This window comes from Streptomyces sp. HSS9-12, assembly GCF_054963655.1.
Map to the genome: position 1 here is coordinate 1 of NZ_JBUEGC010000019.1, position 19,165 is coordinate 19,165.

General features: G+C 72.2%; 17 protein-coding genes. 11 read left to right on the plus strand and 6 right to left on the minus strand.

All coding sequences use genetic code 11. The features are described 5' to 3' along the window. Nucleotides 1-241 precede the first annotated feature (241 nt). Nucleotides 242-1,051 (minus strand): pyrroline-5-carboxylate reductase, encoded by an 810-nt coding sequence (gene proC, locus ACY34J_RS12460; RefSeq protein ID WP_462726482.1) that lies wholly within the window; start codon nt 1,049-1,051, stop codon nt 242-244. 395 nt (nt 1,052-1,446) lie between these two features. Between proC and ACY34J_RS12465 the strand changes: the two genes are divergently transcribed. From ACY34J_RS12465 to ACY34J_RS12475, 3 genes are all read left to right on the plus strand, one after another. Next, nucleotides 1,447-1,815: a hypothetical protein gene (locus tag ACY34J_RS12465; RefSeq protein ID WP_462726483.1), complete on the plus strand. Its 369-nt coding sequence runs from the start codon at nt 1,447-1,449 to the stop codon at nt 1,813-1,815. Nucleotides 1,816-1,929: 114 nt separating this feature from the next. Continuing rightward, a complete protein-coding gene (locus tag ACY34J_RS12470) occupies nt 1,930-2,127 on the plus strand; it encodes a hypothetical protein (RefSeq protein ID WP_462726484.1) in 198 nt (65 codons plus the stop codon). Further along, nucleotides 2,124-3,641, plus strand: a complete 1,518-nt coding sequence (locus ACY34J_RS12475) for a SulP family inorganic anion transporter (protein WP_462726485.1) — start codon at nt 2,124-2,126, stop codon at nt 3,639-3,641. The genes ACY34J_RS12470 and ACY34J_RS12475 overlap by 4 nt, the downstream gene beginning before the upstream one ends. 245 nt (nt 3,642-3,886) lie before the next feature. Here ACY34J_RS12475 and ilvD read toward each other — a convergent pair whose 3' ends face one another. From ilvD to ACY34J_RS12490, 3 genes are all read right to left on the minus strand, one after another. Continuing rightward, complete coding sequence (gene ilvD / locus ACY34J_RS12480) at nt 3,887-5,749, minus strand: dihydroxy-acid dehydratase (RefSeq protein WP_462726486.1); 1,863 nt, start codon at nt 5,747-5,749, stop codon at nt 3,887-3,889. 199 nt (nt 5,750-5,948) lie between these two features. Then, nucleotides 5,949-6,815 carry a sugar phosphate isomerase/epimerase family protein gene (locus ACY34J_RS12485; RefSeq protein WP_462726487.1) on the minus strand — a complete coding sequence of 289 codons (867 nt, stop codon included), beginning with the start codon at nt 6,813-6,815 and terminating at the stop codon, nt 5,949-5,951. 126 nt (nt 6,816-6,941) lie between these two features. Beyond that, nucleotides 6,942-7,874 carry a Ppx/GppA family phosphatase gene (locus ACY34J_RS12490; RefSeq protein WP_462726488.1) on the minus strand — a complete coding sequence of 311 codons (933 nt, stop codon included), beginning with the start codon at nt 7,872-7,874 and terminating at the stop codon, nt 6,942-6,944. A 63-nt stretch (nt 7,875-7,937) separates the two neighbouring features. Here ACY34J_RS12490 and ACY34J_RS12495 point away from each other — a divergent pair, with 63 nt between their 5' ends. Further along, nucleotides 7,938-8,753: a hypothetical protein gene (locus ACY34J_RS12495; RefSeq protein WP_462726489.1), complete on the plus strand. Its 816-nt coding sequence runs from the start codon at nt 7,938-7,940 to the stop codon at nt 8,751-8,753. A gap of 69 nt (nt 8,754-8,822) precedes the next feature. Here ACY34J_RS12495 and ACY34J_RS12500 read toward each other — a convergent pair whose 3' ends face one another. Next, on the minus strand, nt 8,823-10,493 hold the full coding sequence (locus ACY34J_RS12500) for a BACON domain-containing protein (protein WP_462726490.1): 1,671 nt from the start codon (nt 10,491-10,493) through the stop codon (nt 8,823-8,825). A 126-nt stretch (nt 10,494-10,619) separates the two neighbouring features. On the opposite strand from ACY34J_RS12500, the gene radA reads away from it, so the two are divergent. Beyond that, entirely contained in the window at nt 10,620-12,080 is a 1,461-nt protein-coding gene (gene radA / locus ACY34J_RS12505) for a DNA repair protein RadA (RefSeq protein ID WP_462726491.1), read from the plus strand. 179 nt (nt 12,081-12,259) lie between these two features. Next, nucleotides 12,260-13,384, plus strand: coding sequence for a DNA integrity scanning diadenylate cyclase DisA (disA, locus tag ACY34J_RS12510; protein WP_462726492.1), 1,125 nt, complete (start codon nt 12,260-12,262; stop codon nt 13,382-13,384). Between the two features lie 34 nt (nt 13,385-13,418). On the opposite strand, the gene ACY34J_RS12515 is transcribed toward disA, so the two are convergent. Continuing rightward, nucleotides 13,419-14,231, minus strand: coding sequence for a hypothetical protein (locus ACY34J_RS12515; RefSeq protein ID WP_462726493.1), 813 nt, complete (start codon nt 14,229-14,231; stop codon nt 13,419-13,421). A gap of 324 nt (nt 14,232-14,555) precedes the next feature. Here ACY34J_RS12515 and ACY34J_RS12520 point away from each other — a divergent pair, with 324 nt between their 5' ends. The 5 genes from ACY34J_RS12520 to cseC all read left to right on the plus strand — a co-directional run bounded on the left by ACY34J_RS12520 (nt 14,556) and on the right by cseC (nt 18,983). Beyond that, nucleotides 14,556-15,485, plus strand: coding sequence for an HhH-GPD family protein (locus ACY34J_RS12520; protein ID WP_462726494.1), 930 nt, complete (start codon nt 14,556-14,558; stop codon nt 15,483-15,485). A 196-nt stretch (nt 15,486-15,681) separates the two neighbouring features. Next, complete coding sequence (locus ACY34J_RS12525) at nt 15,682-16,236, plus strand: SigE family RNA polymerase sigma factor (RefSeq protein ID WP_462726495.1); 555 nt, start codon at nt 15,682-15,684, stop codon at nt 16,234-16,236. 80 nt (nt 16,237-16,316) lie between these two features. After that, nucleotides 16,317-16,934 carry a hypothetical protein gene (locus ACY34J_RS12530; protein ID WP_462726564.1) on the plus strand — a complete coding sequence of 206 codons (618 nt, stop codon included), beginning with the start codon at nt 16,317-16,319 and terminating at the stop codon, nt 16,932-16,934. 9 nt (nt 16,935-16,943) lie between these two features. Next, the gene (gene cseB / locus ACY34J_RS12535; protein WP_462726496.1) at nt 16,944-17,666 is read left to right on the plus strand and encodes a two-component system response regulator CseB; all 723 of its coding nucleotides are present in this window, start codon (nt 16,944-16,946) and stop codon (nt 17,664-17,666) included. A gap of 6 nt (nt 17,667-17,672) precedes the next feature. Further along, a complete protein-coding gene (gene cseC / locus ACY34J_RS12540) occupies nt 17,673-18,983 on the plus strand; it encodes a two-component system sensor histidine kinase CseC (RefSeq protein ID WP_462726497.1) in 1,311 nt (436 codons plus the stop codon). Nucleotides 18,984-19,165 lie beyond the last annotated feature (182 nt).

Consider the following 19,165-nt stretch of genomic DNA (forward strand, 5'->3'; position numbering starts at 1 on the left):
CTGCTTGCAGTAGAGGTTTGCCGCCAGTGCGGCACGAGGGGCTGTCGTCGGTCCGGTGAACCGCGTGACAACTCAAGGGAGATTACACGACCCTCCTGCGCTGTTTCAAACCCGCAGCCCGGGGGCGCATTGGGGTGTCCCGACGGCGCCCCATGCCCATTGGCGCGCGCCCAACTTCCGGTAGACACAGGGCAGTACGCCCCGGCCGCGCTAACCGGGCGCTACCGGAGAGGCCTGGGCGTCACCCGTTGCCGGAGGCGAGCTCACGGCTGCGGTCGCGGGCGGCCTCGAGGGCGGCGATCAGCGCCGCTCGTACGCTGTGCCGCTCCAGCTCGCGGATGGCGTTGATGGTGGTGCCGGCCGGGGAAGTCACCGCCTCGCGCAGCTTGACCGGGTGCTCGCCGCTGTCCCGAAGCATGACGGCGGCACCGATGGCTGCCTGCACGATCAGGTCGTGCGCCTTGTCGCGAGGCAGGCCGAGCAGGATGCCGGCGTCGGTCATCGCCTCGACCAGGAAGTAGAAGTACGCCGGACCGGAGCCGGACAGAGCGGTGGCCGCGTCCTGCTGGGCCTCCGGCACCCGCAGGGTCTTCCCGACGCCGCCGAAGATCTCCTCGGCGTGGGCGAGGTGCTCCTCAGTGGCATGGCGGCCCGCGGAGATGACGGACATGGCCTCGTCGACGAGGGCCGGCGTGTTCGTCATGACGCGGACGACGGGCGTGTTGGGGGCCAGCTTCTCTTCGAAGTACGCCGTGGGGATGCCGGCCGCGCCGCTGATGACCAGACGGTCGGAGGGGACGTGCGGGGCGAGCTCGGCGAGCAGCGCGCCCATGTCCTGCGGTTTGACCGTGAGGATGAGGGTGTCGGCCATCTTGGCGGCCTCGGGGTTGGAGACGGCCTCGACGCCGTAGCGGGCGCGCAGCTCCTGGGCGCGCTCCGCGCGGCGGGCGGTGACCAGCAGGTCGGCGGGCGACCAGCCGCCGCGGATCATGCCGCTGAGCAGGGCCTCGCCGATTTTGCCGGTGCCGAGAACGGCGACCTTCTGCGTCATGGTGTCGCTCACCCCATCCGATGCGGTGTCGTGCGCCTTGCGTGCATCTCCTGCGGGGCCATCCTCGCACCGAGGGGCAGGTGGCGGCGGGTGTGTCCGCCTGGCGGTACGGGCGTCGCCGGGCATCCCCTGCCGACCGTAGGAGTACCTCGCCAGCGCGCCGCACGCACCGCAGGCGCATTCCGTAGCGCACCGTACGACCCAGGCGCGCGGCCACGGCCGAGCCCTGCACCTAGCTCCCCCTTCAGCTCACCTTGTCGCTCTTCCTTCACTTCGTGCCTGTCGGTAGAAATTTAACGTCTTCGTAAAATGTGAAGTTGCGGTCGGCTATTGGCCTTTGAACACAATGGAGTTCGCGGTCGTGGTGATGGGGGGGGTGGGTCATGACGCGGGCGGTGGCAGCCGTCAAAGTGCTGCTTCTCTCGCTGTTCGCGCTGCTTTCGCTCGCGCTCGCCGCCGAGACCGCCACCGCCCGGCCGGCCTCCGCCGACCGCACTGCCGTCGTCGCCGGCTCTGACTCCGAACCGACGCTCGCCGCGATGCCCAGGTGCGCCCAGCACATCGCCGCGCACTTCCCGCACTGCCAACTCCGTAGAGCTGACCGGGCCCACTCCGGCGGGCCCTCGTACGCCGGCCGAACCGACTGTGTCCTCCGCTGCCCCGCCGCGGCCAGGCCGCAAGCCGCCGTGCCAGCCGACGCGCACTGCCTCGCGCCGTCGAGATCCGGCGAACTCGCCATCTGCCTCCAGGTCCTCCGCTGCTGAGCGGAGCCTTACGCCCCAAACCAGCCCGTACCGATCCGTACCCGCACTGATGCGTACCGGTCCCTTACGGGCCCGTACGTATCGGCTCAGCCACCTCTCCTGGAGGCATCCATCATGCACAGTTTCATCGGCCATGCCCGCTCCCTCGGGAAACGAATAGCCGCTCAGCGCCCGGCGCGCGAGCGATCCGGGTGGCTGACGGCCGGGCAGCCGCCGCCGCACGGCTGCTGGTTCCACACCGTGGACACGAGGCTGGTGCTCGCTCGCCAGCCGTCCGTCGACGCCTTCCCTCCGCTGGGAGCGCCGTCGTGAGGGCCGTCAAGCAGGGGCACCTGCGTCCATCGCGGCATCTGCGCGCCGACGTCACCGCTTCGCTCGTCGTCTTCCTGGTGGCCGTCCCGCTGTGCGTGGGCGTGGCTGTCGCCTCCGGCGTCCCGGCCGAGCTCGGGCTCGTCACCGGCATCGTCGGCGGGCTGGTCACGGGCCTGCTGCCCGGCAGCAGCCTGCAGGTCAGCGGTCCCGCGGCCGGGCTGACCGTGCTCGTCTACGAGGCCGTGCAGGAATACGGGCTCGGGTCGCTCGGCGTGCTCGTGCTCGGGGCGGGACTTCTGCAGCTGACGATGGGCGCCCTGCGGTTGGGGCGCTGGTTCCGGGCCATCACCGTCGCGGTGGTGCAGGGCATGCTCGCGGGCATCGGCCTGCTGCTGATCGCCGGACAGCTGTACGCGCTGGTCGACGCGAAGGCCCCGTCGAGCGGGCTGGCGAAGATCGGCGCGCTGCCGGGGCTGGTCGGCGATACGGCCGGCTCGGGGCCCGCCCTGGCCGCGCTGGCCATCGGAGCCGGGACGGTCGTGGTGCTGGTGCTGTGGCCGCGTATCCCGGCGGTGGCGCGGCTACTGCCCGGGCCCCTGGTGGCGGTGGCGCTGGCCACGGCCGCGACCGTGGTCCTGGATCCGCCGGTGGCGCGGGTGGAGGTGCGTGGACTGCTGGACTCCGTACGGCCCCCGGGTGGCGCGGACTTCGCCCGGCTCGCGGAGGTCGGCATGATCGGCACCCTGATCGCGTTCACTCTGATCGCGTCGGCGGAGAGCCTGTTCAGCGCGGCCGCGGTGGACCGGCTGCACGACGGGCCGCGCACGAGCTACAACAAGGAGCTCATGGCGCAGGGTGCGGGCAACGCGGTGTGCGGGGCGCTGGGCGCCCTGCCGATGACCGCGGTGATCGTCCGGAGCGCGGCCAATGTGCACGCGGGCGCGCGAACCAAGGCGTCCCGGGTGCTGCACGGTGTGTGGCTGCTGATCTTCGCCGCGGTGTTTCCGGCGGCCCTCGCGGTGATTCCGGTGGCGGCGCTGGCGGGTGTGCTGATCCACGCGGGCTGGAAGCTGATGCCGGTGACGTCGCTGGCGCCGCTGTGGCGCGAGCACCGCGGCGAAGCGGTGGTGCTGGGGGTCACGGCCGTCGCGATCGTGGTGACGAACATGTTCGAGGGCGTTGTCCTCGGGCTGCTGATGGCGGTCGCGAAGTCGGCGTGGGAGACCTCACATGTCCATCTGGAGGTCACCGAGCCCGACTCCGAAGCCGGCGACGACAACGAGGGCGCGCCCGGGCCCATACGGGTGCGGGTGCTGGGCAACGCGACCTTTCTGCGGCTGCCGAAGCTTCTCGACGAGCTGGAGGCGCTGCCGCGCGACCGGGTGATCGAGCTGGATCTGACCGGGTTGCGGCACCTGGACCACGCCTGCCGTACGGCGCTGACGGGGTGGGCGGACCGGCACAACGAGGAGGGTGTCGGGCCTGTGCGGATCGCGGCCGTGAAGTCCTCCTGAACGGCCGCCGCCCATGGCGCCTCCCGGCCGGCCAGGCCGGGGGACGCTCCACAGGCCCCGATCGGTGACGGTCTACGCCGGCCCCGTCAACGGTCAGGGTTCGCGCACCCCGGTCACCGCCACATCTTCGGCGTGGACGCCCGCAAAACGTTGCGCTGGCGAGCGCGCGCCGGTTGTGCGTACGCCCCACCATTCCCGTATCCGCGCGGGAATGATGGGGCGTCGGCCCGATTGCGGACTGGGCGTCAGCCCAGCTTGGAGACGTCCCGCACCGCGCCCTTGTCGGCGCTCAGCGCCATCGCGGCGTACGCACGCAGCGCCTGCGAGACCTTGCGGTCGCGGTTCGCGGGGCGGTAGCCGCCGAGGCGCTCGAGCAGGGCGGTGCGGCGTGCCTCGAGCGTGGCGTCGTCGACCTTGAGCTCGATCGTCCGGTTCGGGATGTCGATACGGATGATGTCACCGTCCTCGACCAGCGCGATCGTGCCGCCGGAGGCCGCCTCGGGCGAGGCGTGCCCGATGGACAGGCCGGACGTGCCGCCGGAGAAGCGGCCGTCGGTGATCAGCGCGCAGGCCTTACCGAGGCCGCGGCCCTTCAGGTACGACGTCGGGTAGAGCATCTCCTGCATACCGGGGCCGCCCTTGGGACCCTCGTAGCGGATGACGACCACGTCGCCTTCCTTGATCCGCTTGGTGAGGATCTTCTCGACGGCCTCTTCCTGCGACTCGCAGACGACCGCCGGGCCCTCGAACCTCCAGATGGACTCATCGACGCCCGCCGTCTTCACCACGCAGCCGTCGGCCGAGAGGTTGCCCTTGAGGACTGCCAGACCGCCGTCCTTGGAGTACGCGTGCTCGACCGAGCGGATGCAGCCGTTCTCGGCATCCTCGTCCAGGGCCTCCCAGCGCTCCGACTGGGAGAAGGCCTCGGCGGAGCGCACGCAGCCCGGGGCGGCGTGCCACAGTTCCACGGCCTCCGGGGAGGGGGAGCCGCCGCGGACGTCCCAGGTCTTCAGCCAGTCCGCCAGGGACGGGCTGTGGACGGCGTGCACGTCCTCGTTGAGCAGGCCCGCGCGGTGCAGCTCGCCCAGCAGCGCGGGGATGCCGCCGGCGCGGTGCACGTCCTCCATGTAGTACGTACGGTTCTTCGCGACGTTCGGCGCGACCTTCGCCAGGCAGGGCACACGGCGCGACACCGCGTCGATCTCCTCCAGGCCGAACGGAACGCCCGCCTCCTGGGCGGCGGCCAGCAGATGCAGGATCGTGTTGGTGGAGCCGCCCATGGCGATGTCGAGCGCCATGGCGTTCTCGAAGGCGGCGAAGGTGGCGATGCTGCGGGGCAGGACCGTCTCGTCGTCCTGCTCGTAGTAGCGCCTGGTGAGGTCGAGGACCGTACGCGCGGCGTTCTCGTACAGCGCCTTGCGGGCCGTGTGTGTGGCCAGCACCGAGCCGTTGCCGGGGAGGGAGAGGCCGATGGCCTCGGTCAGGCAGTTCATCGAGTTGGCCGTGAACATGCCGGAGCAGCTGCCGCAGGTCGGACAGGCGTTCTCCTCGATGCGGAGGATGTCCTCGTCCGAGACCTTGTCGTTCACAGCGTCGGAGATCGCGTCGACCAGGTCGAGCGTGCGGACCGTGCCGTCGACCAGGGTGGCGCGGCCGGCCTCCATCGGGCCACCGGAGACGAAGACCGTCGGGATGTTCAGCCGCAGGGCCGCCATCAGCATGCCCGGGGTGATCTTGTCGCAGTTCGAGATGCAGATCAGGGCGTCGGCGCAGTGGGCCTCGACCATGTACTCGACGCTGTCCGCGATCAGGTCGCGGGAGGGGAGGCTGTACAGCATGCCGCCGTGGCCCATCGCGATACCGTCGTCGACCGCGATCGTGTTGAACTCGCGCGGGATGCCCCCGGCCTCCCTGACGGCCTCGCTCACGATCCGGCCGACCGGCTGGAGGTGGGTGTGGCCCGGCACGAACTCCGTGAACGAGTTGGCGACGGCGATGATCGGCTTCCGCCCGATGTCCGCACCGGGTACCCCGGAGGCGCGCATCAGGGCGCGGGCGCCCGCCATGTTGCGGCCATGGGTGACGGTGCGGGACCTCAGCTCGGGCACGTGGGTCACTCCCTCAGGGTTCATCCGTGGTGGCGCCGACGGAAGCGGCTGCGATCGAGCCTACGCCTCACTCCACGATCTGGACAGCTTGTCCGGATACCGGGATGAAAGGGGGCCGGTGTTCGAGCAGTCGCCCCAGAGGCCGGTGTTCGAGCAGTCGCCCCAGAGGTGGTGCCGAACCCGCCTCAGCGAGGGGCGGTCAGCTGGACGAACGGCGGCCGCGACGCCGCTCACGGCCTGCCGGCGTGCCGCCGGAAGCCGCACGCGACGCCAGATGCAGCCGGGTGAAGGCCAGAGCCTCAGCCAGGTCGGCCTCGCGCTCGGCAGCGGACATCGCCCGCCGGGTGTTCACTTCGACCACCACATGACCGGTGAAGCCGCTGATCGCAAGCCGCTCCAGCACCTCGGCACACGGCTGCGCCCCCCGCCCCGGCACCAGGTGCTCGTCCTTGTTGGAGCCGTTGCCGTCCGCGAGGTGGAGGTGGGCGAGCCGGTCGCCCATCCGGTCGATCATCTCCAGCGCGTCCGTACGGGCCGTGGCCGTGTGCGACAGGTCGATGGTGAAGTGCCGGTAGTCGTCCTTGGTGACGTCCCAGTCGGGGGCGTAGGCGAGCATCTCGCGGTCGCGGTAGCGCCAGGGGTACATGTTCTCGACGGCGAAGCGGACGTCGCTCTCGTCCGCCATCCGCCAGATGCCGTTCACGAAGTCGCGGGCGTACGTGCGCTGCCAGCGGAAGGGCGGGTGGACGACGACCGTTGACGCGCCCAGCCTCTCGGCCGCGGCGCGCGCCCGCTGGAGCTTCACCCAGGGGTCGGTGGACCACACCCGCTGCGTGATCAGCAGGCAGGGCGCGTGGACGGCGAGGATCGGCACCTGGTGGTAGTCGGAGAGCCGGCGCAGCGCGTTGATGTCCTGGCTGACCGGGTCGGTCCAGACCATGATCTCCACCCCGTCGTAGCCCAGGCGACTGGCGACCTCGAAGGCCGTCGCCGTCGTCTCCGGGTACACGGAGGCCGTGGACAGGGCGACCTTCGCCTCCGGGATACGCACCGCTGGATGAGCCACGGGAAACAGCGTACGGCGTGTCCCCGTGCGCCCAGCAGGTCGCCGCACGTGCCGGGGGCGCCCGGAGCCCGTGCACACGCCCCGTCGCGAGGTCACCGGCAGGCCCCATGACGGGCCGCGTTCAGGTCATGAGTTCGGCAGGTGGTCGAGGCGGCGCAGGATGACCCCCTCGCGCAGCGCCCACGGGCAAATCTCCAGCTCATCCACCCCGAACAGGTCCATCGCGGCCTCTCCGACCAGTGCCCCGGCGACCAGTTGCGGAGCCCGTCCCTCGGAGACCCCGGGCAGCTGGGAGCGCTCGGCCGCGGTCATGGCCGCGAGCCGCGGCACCCACTCCTCCAGTGATTTACGACTCAGTGCCCGCTGAGCGTACAGACCCTCCGTCGAGCGGGCCGCACCGCCGATCCGCGCCAACTGCTTGAAGGTCTTCGAGGTCGCGACCACATGGTCGGGCTTGCCCAGCCGGATGAACTCGCCGACATTCCGCGCGATCTCGGCCCGCACGTGCCGCCGCAGCGCCCTGACGTCCTCCGTACTGGGCGGATCGCCGGGCAGCCAGGCGCTGGTGAGCCGGCCGGCGCCGAGCGGCAGCGACACGGCCTTGTCCGGCTCCTCGTCGAGCCCGTACGCGATCTCCAGCGAGCCGCCGCCGATGTCGAGGACCAGCAGCCGCCCCGCCGACCAGCCGTACCAGCGGCGGGCGGCGAGGAAGGTGAGCCGCGCCTCCTCCTCGCCGGTGAGCACGGTCAGGTTGACCCCGGTCTCCTCGGCGACCCGGGCCAGGACCGCATCGGCGTTGGACGCCTCACGCACGGCCGAGGTCGCGAAGGGGAGCACCTCCTCGACGCCCTTGTCCTCGGCCGCCTGGAGAGCGTCCAGGACGGTGGCGATGACCTTGTCGACGCCCTCGTCGTCGATGGCACCGTCGCCGTCGAGGAGTTCGGCCAGCCGCAGCTCCGCCTTGTGGGAGTGGGCGGGCAGCGGGCGCGCGCCCGGGTGCGCATCCACGACCAGCAGATGCACTGTGTTCGAACCCACATCGAGGACACCGAGTCTCATACGTGCACGCTACTGCGCTCGGTGAACAGCCATATACGAGTGGGTGCCCCTTACGCTGGAGGGGTGCCCAAGACGAAAAAGGCCAAGCAGGACAAAGCCACCAAGACGCCGTCCCCGGCTGCCGCAGCCCCTCCCGCCGATGAGGTCGGGCTGGACTTTCCGCGCGCCTGGGTCGAGTTCCCCGACCCCGCCGACGACGAGCAGATCTACCGCTGCGACCTGACCTGGCTGACCTCCCGCTGGACCTGCATCTTCGGCCAGGGCTGCCAGGGCATCCAGGCGGGCCGCGCGGATGACGGCTGCTGCACGCTCGGCGCGCACTTCACCGACGAGGACGACGAGAAGCGGGTCGCCGACCACGTGGCCCGGCTCACCCCGGAGCTCTGGCAGTTCCACGACGAGGGCACCGAGACCGGCTGGGTGGAGCTGGACGACGACGGCGAGCGGCAGACCCGCCGCCACAAGGGCGCCTGCATCTTTCTCAACCGGCCGGGCTTCCCTGCCGGCGCCGGCTGCTCGCTGCACATCCTGGCGCTCCGGGAGGGGCGGGAGCCGCTGGAGACGAAGCCGGATGTCTGCTGGCAGCTGCCGATCCGGCGGACCTACGAGTGGGTGGACCGGCCGGACGACACCCGGGTGCTGGTGATCTCGATCAGTGAGTACGACCGGCGGGGCTGGGGCCCCGGCGGTCACGACCTGCACTGGTGGTGCACGTCGGCGACGTCGGCGCACGGGGCCGGAGAGCCGCTGTATGTCTCGTACCGGGCGGAGCTCACGGAGATGATGGGCAAGGCGGCGTACGACCGCCTGGTCGAGCTGTGCGAGCAGCGCCTGGCCGCGCAGCTCCCGATCGCTCCCCACCCGGCGGACCCGGCATAGGCAAGCCCGCGCCGGGCAGGCCGCTGCGGGCGCCCCGAGGGCCTGGGCGACGGCGCACCTCGTACGCCGTCAGCCCGTGGGGCTGGGGGACTGGCTGTCGCTCGGCGGCGGGGAGCTGTCCGACGGCGTCGTACTCGGCGTCGGCTCCGGATCACTCGGCGTGGGCGTCGGCTCCGGACTGGCCCCACGCCCCTCGACCGAGACCACAGCCCCCGCCGGGTCGACCGAGATCCGCGCGCGCCACGGTCCCGCGGGCTCCCGCGCATGGTCCACGGACACCGTGATCGTGACCGACTCCCCCGGCCGCAGCACACCGGAGGTCCGGTCCAGCTGCAGCCACGACGCGTCCGCGTACGCCGACCACCGCACCGGGGATCCGCCGGACGCCGTCAGCGTGACAAGGGTCACCTCGCCGCTCGGCTGTGCCTCGACCGTCAGCCGGCCCGGGCCATGGCTGACGCTTGGCCGGCCGGGTCGCCCCGGCGCCGTGGAGCCCGCGGCGCCCGTGGAGCTCGCGGACGGCGCCCGGCTGCTGCCGTGCGCCCGCCGCCCGTCGCCGCCGTCGATGACCTCCACCGACACATCGGGGGACCGCCTGCCCGCCGTGAAGTCGCCCTCGGGGTCGATCTCGGCGTTGCCCGCCTTCTGGTACGGGTGGCCGTCGATCCCGTCGATCCCGTCGACACCGGAGTCCGAGGCGGACACCGAGCCCGCGTCCTGCGCCTCGCCGGTCAGCGGCGCACCCCGGTACGCCGCCCAGAGGGCCAGCACCGGCGCCGCCACCACCGTCGCGACCACGGTCGTGGTCACCATGCGGCTGCGGAGCCGGCGGCGGCGCGCTGCCCGGTCCCTCGGGTCCATGGGGAAGCCGTTCCGGTTGAACCGCGGGCCGCCGCGCGCACCGGCGGCAGGGCGGTCACGCAGGGCGCGCACCATCGCGGCGTGCGCCGAGGGGCGCGGGGCCTCCAGTATGGGCAGCCTGCCAGGCGGCGCCGTGCTGCCCGGCCACGGTCCGCCGGCCGCCGCCCGCTCCGCGGTGCGCCGGCAGTCGGCGCACTCGTCCACGTGCCGTACGAGCTCGCGGCGCAGCGCGGTACCCAGGAGCACCTGGTTGTCGCCCGTCAGCCGGGCCACGACCGGACAGTTGCCGCGTTCGACGACGACGAGCGCGGCGCGGGTCCGCTCGACCTCGCAGGCGGCGCTGGAGAGGAGGGCGCGGGCCTCTTCGCGCTCCAGGCCGAGAACGGCGGCGACTTCCTGCGGGGACAGCTGGTGGCGTACGGCGAGTTCGAGCGCCTCGCGCTGCTCTGGGGTGATACCGGCGGCCTCCGGCCAGGCCAGCGCGGCGAGTTCGCGGCGCTGCCGGTCGGCAGCGGCCTCGGAGGTCGCCGAACCGCCGCCGGCGGACGGCCCGCCACGCGACCGCCCCTTCTCCGCGAGATGTTGCAGGCAGGCCCAGCGGGCGAGGGCGTAGAGCCAGGCCCTGCACTGCTCGCCGGCGGGCCGGCGGCCGTGCTGCCGCTCGGCTACCGCCAGCACCTCGCCGAGGACGTCGGTCGCGGCCTCGTGCTCGCACAGGACGGAGAGGCAGTAGGTGAACAGCCCGTCGAGGTAGGGCTCGTAGCGTGCGGGGGGCCGCCGCGGCCGCTGCGGTGCTGAGCCCGGTCCTGGGCCCTGCGCACGGCGGTGCGCCCGGTGTGCGCCGGTGGTGTGCGTACGGTGCTCGCGCCTGCTGCTCATCACTCGGACGGTAGGCGGATGATGCGGGGTCTCTCGCGCCACTTCGGCAGGTTTAACCCTTACGGGTGATGATCCTCCCCAAAGGGGGACAGGAATTTGTCAGACGCCACCGATACCGTGACGGCCATGGCTGCCCGTTCGTCTCGCTCGTCCGCCAAGGACCGCCCGTCCTACCGCTGCACCGAGTGCGGCTGGACCACCGTCAAGTGGCTCGGCCGGTGTCCCGAGTGCCAGGCGTGGGGCACGGTCGAGGAGTTCGGCGGCGCACCCGCGGTCCGTACGACCGCGCCCGGCAGGGTCACCAGCGCCGCCCTGCCCATCGGTCAGGTGGACGGCCGGCAGGCCACCGCCCGCAGCACGGCCGTGCCCGAGTTGGACCGCGTGCTCGGCGGCGGGCTCGTACCCGGTGCCGTCGTGCTGCTCGCCGGTGAACCCGGCGTCGGCAAGTCCACGCTGCTTCTCGACGTCGCGGCCAAGGCCGCCACCGCGCAGGAGCGCACCCTGTACGTCACGGGCGAGGAGTCCGCGAGCCAGGTCCGTCTGCGCGCCGACCGGATCGGCGCGCTCTCCGACCACCTCTACCTCGCAGCCGAGACCGACCTCTCGGCCGTTCTCGGCCACCTCGACTCCGTCAAGCCGTCACTCCTCATCCTTGACTCCGTACAGACCGTCGCCTCGCCGGAGATCGACGGCGCCCCCGGCGGCATGGCCCAGGTCCGCGAGGTCGCCGGGGCCCTCATCCGCGCCTCCAAGGAACGCGGGATGTCCACCCTGCTCGTGGGCCACGTCACCAAGGACGGCGCCATCGCCGGCCCCCGCCTCCTGGAGCACCTGGTGGACGTCGTCCTGCACTTCGAGGGCGACCGGCACGCCCGCCTCCGCCTGGTCCGCGGTGTGAAGAACCGCTACGGCGCCACCGACGAGGTCGGCTGCTTCGAGCTGCACGACGAGGGCATCACCGGCCTTGCCGACCCGTCCGGCCTCTTCCTCACCCGGCGCGACGAGCCCGTCCCGGGCACCTGCCTGACCGTCACCCTGGAGGGCCGCCGCCCGCTCGTCGCCGAGGTCCAGGCCCTGACCGTCGATTCGCAGATTCCCTCGCCCCGCCGCACCACCTCCGGCCTGGAGACCTCCCGTGTGTCGATGATGCTGGCCGTGCTCGAGCAGCGCGGAAAGATCTCGCAGCTCGGGAAGCGGGACATCTACAGCGCCACCGTCGGCGGTGTGAAGCTCTCCGAGCCGGCGGCCGATCTGGCCGTCGCCCTCGCCCTGGCCAGCGCCGCGAGCGACACCCCGCTGCCCAAAAACCTCGTCGCGATCGGCGAGGTGGGGCTGGCGGGCGAAGTCCGGCGGGTCACGGGCGTGCAGCGGCGGCTGGCCGAGGCCGCCCGGCTCGGCTTCACTCATGCCCTCGTACCCGCCGACCCGGGCAAGATCCCGGCCGGCATGAAGGTCACCGAGGTGGCCGACGTGGGCGATGCCCTGCGCGTACTCCCCCGCCGCCCGCGCCGCGATGCCGGCGAGCCGCGCGAGCCAGGTGATCCCCGTCACGCCGGCGAACCTCTCGCGGAACCGGCCGCCTCGTAGCCGCGCCCTGGCCCCCTTCCGAGCCGCCACGGAGTCGGCTCGCCGCCGCCCCAGCCGCCCGGCGGGCAGCAGCCCCTGGGGAGACCCCCGCATAAGTGCTCCGGCCGCCGGTAGACTTTGCCCTGGTCTCGCCCGTACGTACGCACCCGGGCCCCCAAACCTGCGACCGGAGGAGTGCAGTGGCAGCCAACGACCGGGCGGCAGCTCCCGGAAAGTCGGGCGGGAGCTCCGGTGCCGACAGCCTGATGCGCGCCTCACTGAGCGCGGTCGCGCCGGGCACGGCACTGCGCGACGGGCTTGAGCGCGTCCTGCGCGGCAACACCGGCGGACTCATTGTCCTCGGCATGGACAAAATGGTCGAATCGATGTGTACGGGCGGCTTTGTCCTCGATGTCGAGTTCACTGCCACCCGGCTGCGGGAACTGTGCAAGCTGGACGGCGCCCTGATCCTCGACAAGGACATCACCAAGATCGTACGGGCGGGCGTCCAGCTCGTCCCCGACGCGTCGATCCCGACCGAGGAGACCGGCACCCGCCACCGCACCGCCCAGCGCGTCAGCATCCAGGCGGGCTTCCCGGTGGTCTCCGTCAGCCAGTCGATGCGCCTGATCGCCCTCTATGTGGACGGTCAGCGGCGCGTCCTGGAGGACTCCGCGGCCATCCTCTCCCGCGCCAACCAGGCCCTGGCGACCCTGGAGCGCTACAAGCTCCGCCTCGACGAGGTCGCCGGCACCCTCTCCGCCCTGGAGATCGAGGACCTGGTGACGGTCCGGGACGTCTCGGCCGTGGCCCAGCGCCTGGAGATGGTCCGCCGTATCGCCGCCGAGATCGCCGAGTACGTCATCGAGCTCGGCACCGACGGCCGGCTGCTCTCCCTCCAGCTGGACGAGCTGATCGCGGGAGTCGAGCCGGAGCGGGAGCTGGTGGCGCGCGACTACGTCCCGGAGCCCACCGCGAAGCGCGCCCGTACGGTCGCGGACGCACTCAGCGAGTTGGACTCGCTCTCACACGCCGAGCTGCTGGAACTCCCCACCGTCGCGCGGGCACTGGGCTACAGCGGCTCCCCCGAGACCCTCGACTCCGCGGTCTCGCCACGCGGTTACCGCCTCCTGGCCAAGGTGCCGCGGCTTCCGAACGCCGTCATCGAGCGCCTGGTGGAGCACTTCGGCGGACTGCAGAAGCTGCTGGCCGCGAGCGTGGACGACCTGCAGACGGTGGATGGCGTGGGCGAGGCCCGGGCCCGCTCCGTACGGGAAGGCCTCTCCCGTCTCGCCGAGTCCTCGATCCTCGAGCGTTACGTCTAGCCGGCGCCACCAGCCGCGTCAGCCGCGCGCCCGGTCAGTCTTTGGCCAGGGAGAACGACACACGCGCCGTCGGCAGGCCCGCCGCCTTGACCTCGACCAGGTAGGTCCCCGGCTTGGCGGAGCCCGCGGACGGCGTCGCGCACTTCGGCTCGCTCGGCTTGCGATCCCATACCACCGTATGCGTGACCTCGCCGCCGGCCGGGACCTGCAGCAGGACCGAGCCGCCGTCCTTCGGGCAGTCGTCCGAGGCCCACACCTGGTCGTCGTCCTCGGCGAAGGTGATGGTCAGCACGGCGGCGCGTGGACCGAAGTCCAGCTTGCAGGTGTTGTCCGAGCTGTTCTTGGCGACGAGTTCGAAGCGAGGCCTCTGCCCGGGAGAGTAGGAGTTCTTGACGCTATGGACCGTCAACTCCACAGCGCTCTTGGTGCAGTCCGGCAGGCTCGACCCGGCCGGGACCCCGGCGCCGCCGCTGTTGCCACCGGCACCGGCCGCTGCTGAGGAACTACCGCCCCCTGCGCCTCCATTGCCGGTACCGCCGCCGCCCGTACCGCTGTCCCCGGTACCGCCGCCGTCCACGCCGCCGGCTCCTTCGCTTCCCGACTCCTCACGCCCGCCCGGGCGTTCGCTGATGGCCGGCCCGGTGGAGGAGGGGCCCGGCGTGATGGAGGACACGGGACCACTGCCGTGCTGTCCGTTCGCCCGGTCGTCGCCGCCGCCCGAACCGACAGTGCTGACAGCCCAGGCGATCAGCAGGGCGAGCATCCCGATCACGGACAGCAAAACTGCCCTCCGTCGCCAGTAGATGGAGGAGGGAAGCGGCCCGACCGGATTGCGCAGAGATCCCACGCGCAAACTGTACGAGAGATCGCCCCCTGGACAGGCCGGTACCCGCCGCCATCCGGAGCAACTTTTTCACATCATCAGCTCGACCGGCGCCGCAGAGCTGACCAGCCATCACTTTCCGGGCATCGGCGGCCGCCGCGAGGACCGGCTGCCGCCCGTCGTGCTGCCGCGTGACAGGGCCGAGGGCCCTTCCCCGGAGGAGCCGCGGCCCGCCCCTCGAACCACCCGCCGAATCGGCCCTCGGACCCACCTGTGGGCTAGGCACGGAGCCCCGCCCCGCGTGGAAGGCCCCGTCACGAGCGGACCCGTGTCAGGATCGGTTCTGCCATGACTACGACCACCGACGCCACCGCCAGCAGCACCCCCAAAACGGACGCCCCCGAGGCCAGCACCCTGCACGCCCGGGTCATCGACTGGTTCGAGGCCCACGCCCGCGACCTCCCCTGGCGCCGCCCCGAGGCCGGCGCCTGGGGCGTGATGGTCAGCGAGTTCATGCTTCAGCAGACCCCGGTCAGCCGCGTGCTCCCCGTCTACGAACAGTGGCTCGCCCGCTGGCCCCGCCCCGCCGACCTCGCCGCCGATCCGTCGGGCGAGGCCGTCCGGGCGTGGGGACGGCTGGGCTACCCCCGACGTGCCCTCCGCCTGCACGCCGCCGCCTCCGCGATAACGGAGCGTCACGGCGGCGACGTCCCGCGCGACCACGCCAAGCTGCTCGCCCTGCCGGGTGTGGGCGAGTACACCGCGGCAGCCGTGGCCTCCTTCGCGTACGGCCAGCGGCACGCGGTCCTGGACACCAACGTCCGCCGGGTCTTCGCCCGCGCGGTGACCGGTACGCAGTACCCGCCTACCGCGACCACCGCCGCCGAACGCCATCTCGCCCGCCGCCTGCTGCCCGACGAGGAGCGGACCGCCGCCGCGTGGGCGGCCGCGACCATGGAGCTGGGCGCCCTGGTCTGTACGGCCCGCAGCCCCGAGTGCCACCGCTGCCCGATCGCGGCCCAGTGCGCCTGGCGGCTCGCGGGCGCACCCGCGCACGACGGGCCGCCGCGGCGCGGCCAGACCTACGCCGGTACGGACCGCCAGGTGCGCGGCAAGCTGCTGGCCGTACTGCGCGAGGCCGTCGAGCCGGTGCCGAAGGCCGCCCTCGACGCGGTGTGGGACGAGCCGGTGCAGCGAGCCCGGGCGCTGGACGGGCTTGTCGCGGACGGACTCGTAGAGCCGCTCGCCAACGGCCACTTCCGACTACCCCTCAGCTGACGTCCCTTCACCCTCCGTCACCGTCCTCCGTCCCACACATCCCTTTTCTCCCCGCCGTTACACAACCGACGGATAGCCGTGCGTCTCCTGAGTGCCGGAGCGCACGGCTCCGTTACAGCGCCTCCGTACCTTCGTGCCCGTGCCGGAGAGCCCGGCGGAGCACGGGGCTGGAACAGCGGAACGGAGGCGGTCGAGGATGGCGAACAGTGAGGTCGGCGCGGTGCTGGGCTTCGAGGAGTACGTACGGACCCGCCAGGAGGCCCTGCTCCGGAGCGCCCGGCGGCTGGTCCCGGATCCGCTGGACGCCCAGGATCTGCTGCAGACCGCCCTGGTCCGCACCTACGGCCGCTGGGACGGCATCGCCGACAAGTCCCTCGCCGACGCCTACCTCCGCCGCGTGATGATCAACACCCGCACCGAGTGGTGGCGCGCCCGCAAGCTGGATGAGGTCCCCACCGAGCAGCTGCCGGACGCGAGTGTCGACGACGGCACCGAACAGCGCGCGGACCGCGCCCTGCTGATGGAGGTTCTGTCCTGTCTGGCCCCCAAACAGCGCAGCGTGGTTGTGCTGCGACACTGGGAGCAGATGAGCACCGAGGAGACGGCGGCGGCTCTGGGCATGTCGGCCGGCACGGTGAAGAGCACGCTGCACCGGGCGCTGGCCCGGCTCCGCGAGGAGCTGGAGCGACGCGAGGTGGACGCGCAGCAGTGGGAACGTTCGGAACGGGGGCGGCAACGGTGCGCGGCCTGACCAGGGGCCCGTACAGGGACTGGACCAGAGGCCTGGCGGGAGGGCTGAGCAAGGACCGGCCGAGAGGCCTGGCGGGAGGGCTGAGCAAGTCGACCGGAGCGGCGGCCGCGGGTGTGGCCGCCGTCGGCCTGTTGCTCGCCGGCTGCGGTACGGACGTCGAAGGCGTCCGCATCGAAGGGCCCGCACGGACCGAGTCGACGGCGAAGTCGCTGGCCCCCGGCACCGGTTCCTCTCCGTCTCCCACCAAGGTCGACGCGGTCGCGCTCCTGAAGCAGGACCCCAGGGTCAGCGTCGAGATCCGCAAGGACCTCAAGCCGTGCGGCGCCGGCCGCGAGTACCCGGTCGACATCTCCTACGGGAACCTCACCGGGAACTCCGCGCCCGATGTCGTCGTCAACGTACTCACCTGCGCCGATGCGGTCGGCGTCGGCACGTACGTGTACCGGCGGGAGGGCGGCGGCCACTACACGGACGTCTTCGCCAACGAACAGCCGCCCGTCTACGCCGAGATAGACCGGGGCGACCTGGTCGTCACCAGGCAGGTCTACGGCCCCGGTGACTCGGTCACCTACCCGTCGGGCGAGGACGTGATCACCTACCGCTGGGCCGGAGACAAGTTCGTCGAGCACGCGCGGACCCACAGCGACTACAGCAAGGCGGTCAACGGCGCCCAGCCGACCGCGGACCCGGAGGGCTGACAGCAGCGGATGGCCGATACCCATGTGCTCTTCGTCGAAGACGACGACGTCATCCGTGAGGCGACCCAGCTCGCGCTGGAGCGCGACGGGTTCGTCGTCACGGCCGTGCCGGACGGGCTGACGGGCCTGGAGAAGTTCCGCGCCGAGCAGCCGGACATCGCACTGCTGGACGTCATGGTGCCGGGGCTGGACGGGGTGAGCCTGTGCCGCCGGATCCGCGACGAGTCGACCGTCCCGGTGATCATGCTGTCGGCCCGTGCCGACTCCATCGATGTGGTGCTCGGCCTGGAGGCCGGGGCCGACGACTATGTGACCAAGCCGTTCGACGGGGCGGTGCTGGTGGCCCGTATCCGGGCCGTCCTGCGCCGCTTCGGGCACGCCAGCGGCCCGGCCGGCGGCCCGGCGCCCGCCCACGCCGTCGGACGACGTGGCGCACAACCGGACACCGATGTGCTGCGCTTCGGCGACCTGGAGGTCGACACCGAGGGCATGGAGGTCCGCAAGGGCGGCGAACCGGTCTCCCTGACGCCGACCGAGATGCGGCTGCTGCTGGAGTTCTCGGCCGCGCCCGGCACCGTACTGTCCCGCGACCGGCTGCTGGAGCGGGTCTGGGACTACGGCTGGGGCGGCGACACCCGGGTCGTGGACGTCCATGTGCAGCGGCTGCGGGGCAAGATCGGTCAGGACCGGATCGAGACGGTCCGCGGCTTCGGCTACAAGTTGAAGGGCTGACCTCCGATGCGAAGGCCCGTCCTGCGCACGGGGTTGCGCTGGAAGCTGAGCGTCGCCATCGCCGCCGTGAGCACCTTCGTCGCCATCGTGCTCAGTCTGGTCGTCCACAACGCGGCACGGGTCTCGATGCTCGACAACAGCCGGGACGTCCAGGACGAACGCGTCCGGTTCGCGCAGCGCATCTACGAGTCGACGCACCGGCTGCCGTTCGACTCGAAGACCGACGACCCGGCGCTGCCGCGGAAGCTCAAGGAGGCCGTGCTGACCGGGCACCGGGCCACGTATCTGCGCGACCTGGGCGACGGCGCGCCGGAGGTGTGGGCGGCGGTCCCGCTGAGCAACGGCAAGGTGCTGTCCGTCCGCACCCGCTTCGACGACCGCTACGCCGTCCTCACCGATCTCGACCGGGTGCTGGTCTTCGGCTCGGCCTCGGTCGTGCTCGGCGGCTGCGCGCTGGGCGTGCTGATTGGCGGTCAGCTGTCCCGGCGGCTGCGGAAGGCGGCCGCCGCGGCCGGGAAGATCACCGAGGGCGATACGGGCGTACGCGTACGGGACGCGATCGGCGGCCGCGTACGGGACGAGGCCGACGAGCTCGCGCGCGCCGTGGACGGCATGGCGGACGCCCTGCAGCAGCGCCTGGAGGCCGAGCGGCGAGTCACCGCCGATATCGCGCACGAGCTGCGCACCCCGGTGACCGGGCTGCTCACCGCCGCCGAACTGCTGCCGCCGGGCCGCCCCACCGAACTCGTACGGGACCGGGCGCGGGCGATGCGCACGCTTGTCGAGGACGTGCTGGAGGTGGCCCGGCTCGACAGCGCCGCTGAGCGGGCGGAGTTGCAGGCGATCGCGCTGGGCGAGTTCGTGGCACGGCGGATCAGGGTGCTGGCGCCGGAGGCCGCCGTACAGATCGTGCAGGACGCCCAGGTGCACACCGACCCGCGGCGGCTCGAGCGCATCCTGGGCAACCTGCTCGCCAACGCCGCCCGGCACGGCAAGCCCCCGGTGGAGATCACCGTCGACGGCCGGGTGCTGCGGATACGGGACCACGGGCCGGGCTTCCCGGCGGAACTGCTGGAAGACGGGCCGAGCCGGTTCCGTACGGGCAGCAGCGACCGCTCCGGGCACGGCCACGGCCTGGGCCTGACGATCGCCACCGGTCAGGCCCGCGTGCTCGGCGCACGCCTGACGTTCCGCAACGCCGCCGAGTCCGAATCCGCGGACGGGCTGCGCAGCGGCGGCGCGGTGGCCGTGCTGTGGCTCCCCGAATCCGCACCAACGGACACCGGCAGCATCCCCGTGATCACGTGCCCGGAATAGGACCCACCCGGGGCGGCGAGACAAACCCGCCGCAGGGTGCCCAGCCCTGGCTCTCGCCCTCCGTCTTCGCCCCGTCCGCGCAATCACCCCAGTCCTGGTCGAGGTCCACATGACAACGGCCCCCGGCGCGCGCGCCGCCGGAGGCCGTCCTCAGTGTCACAGGTGTCCCCGGGAAGGCCGGG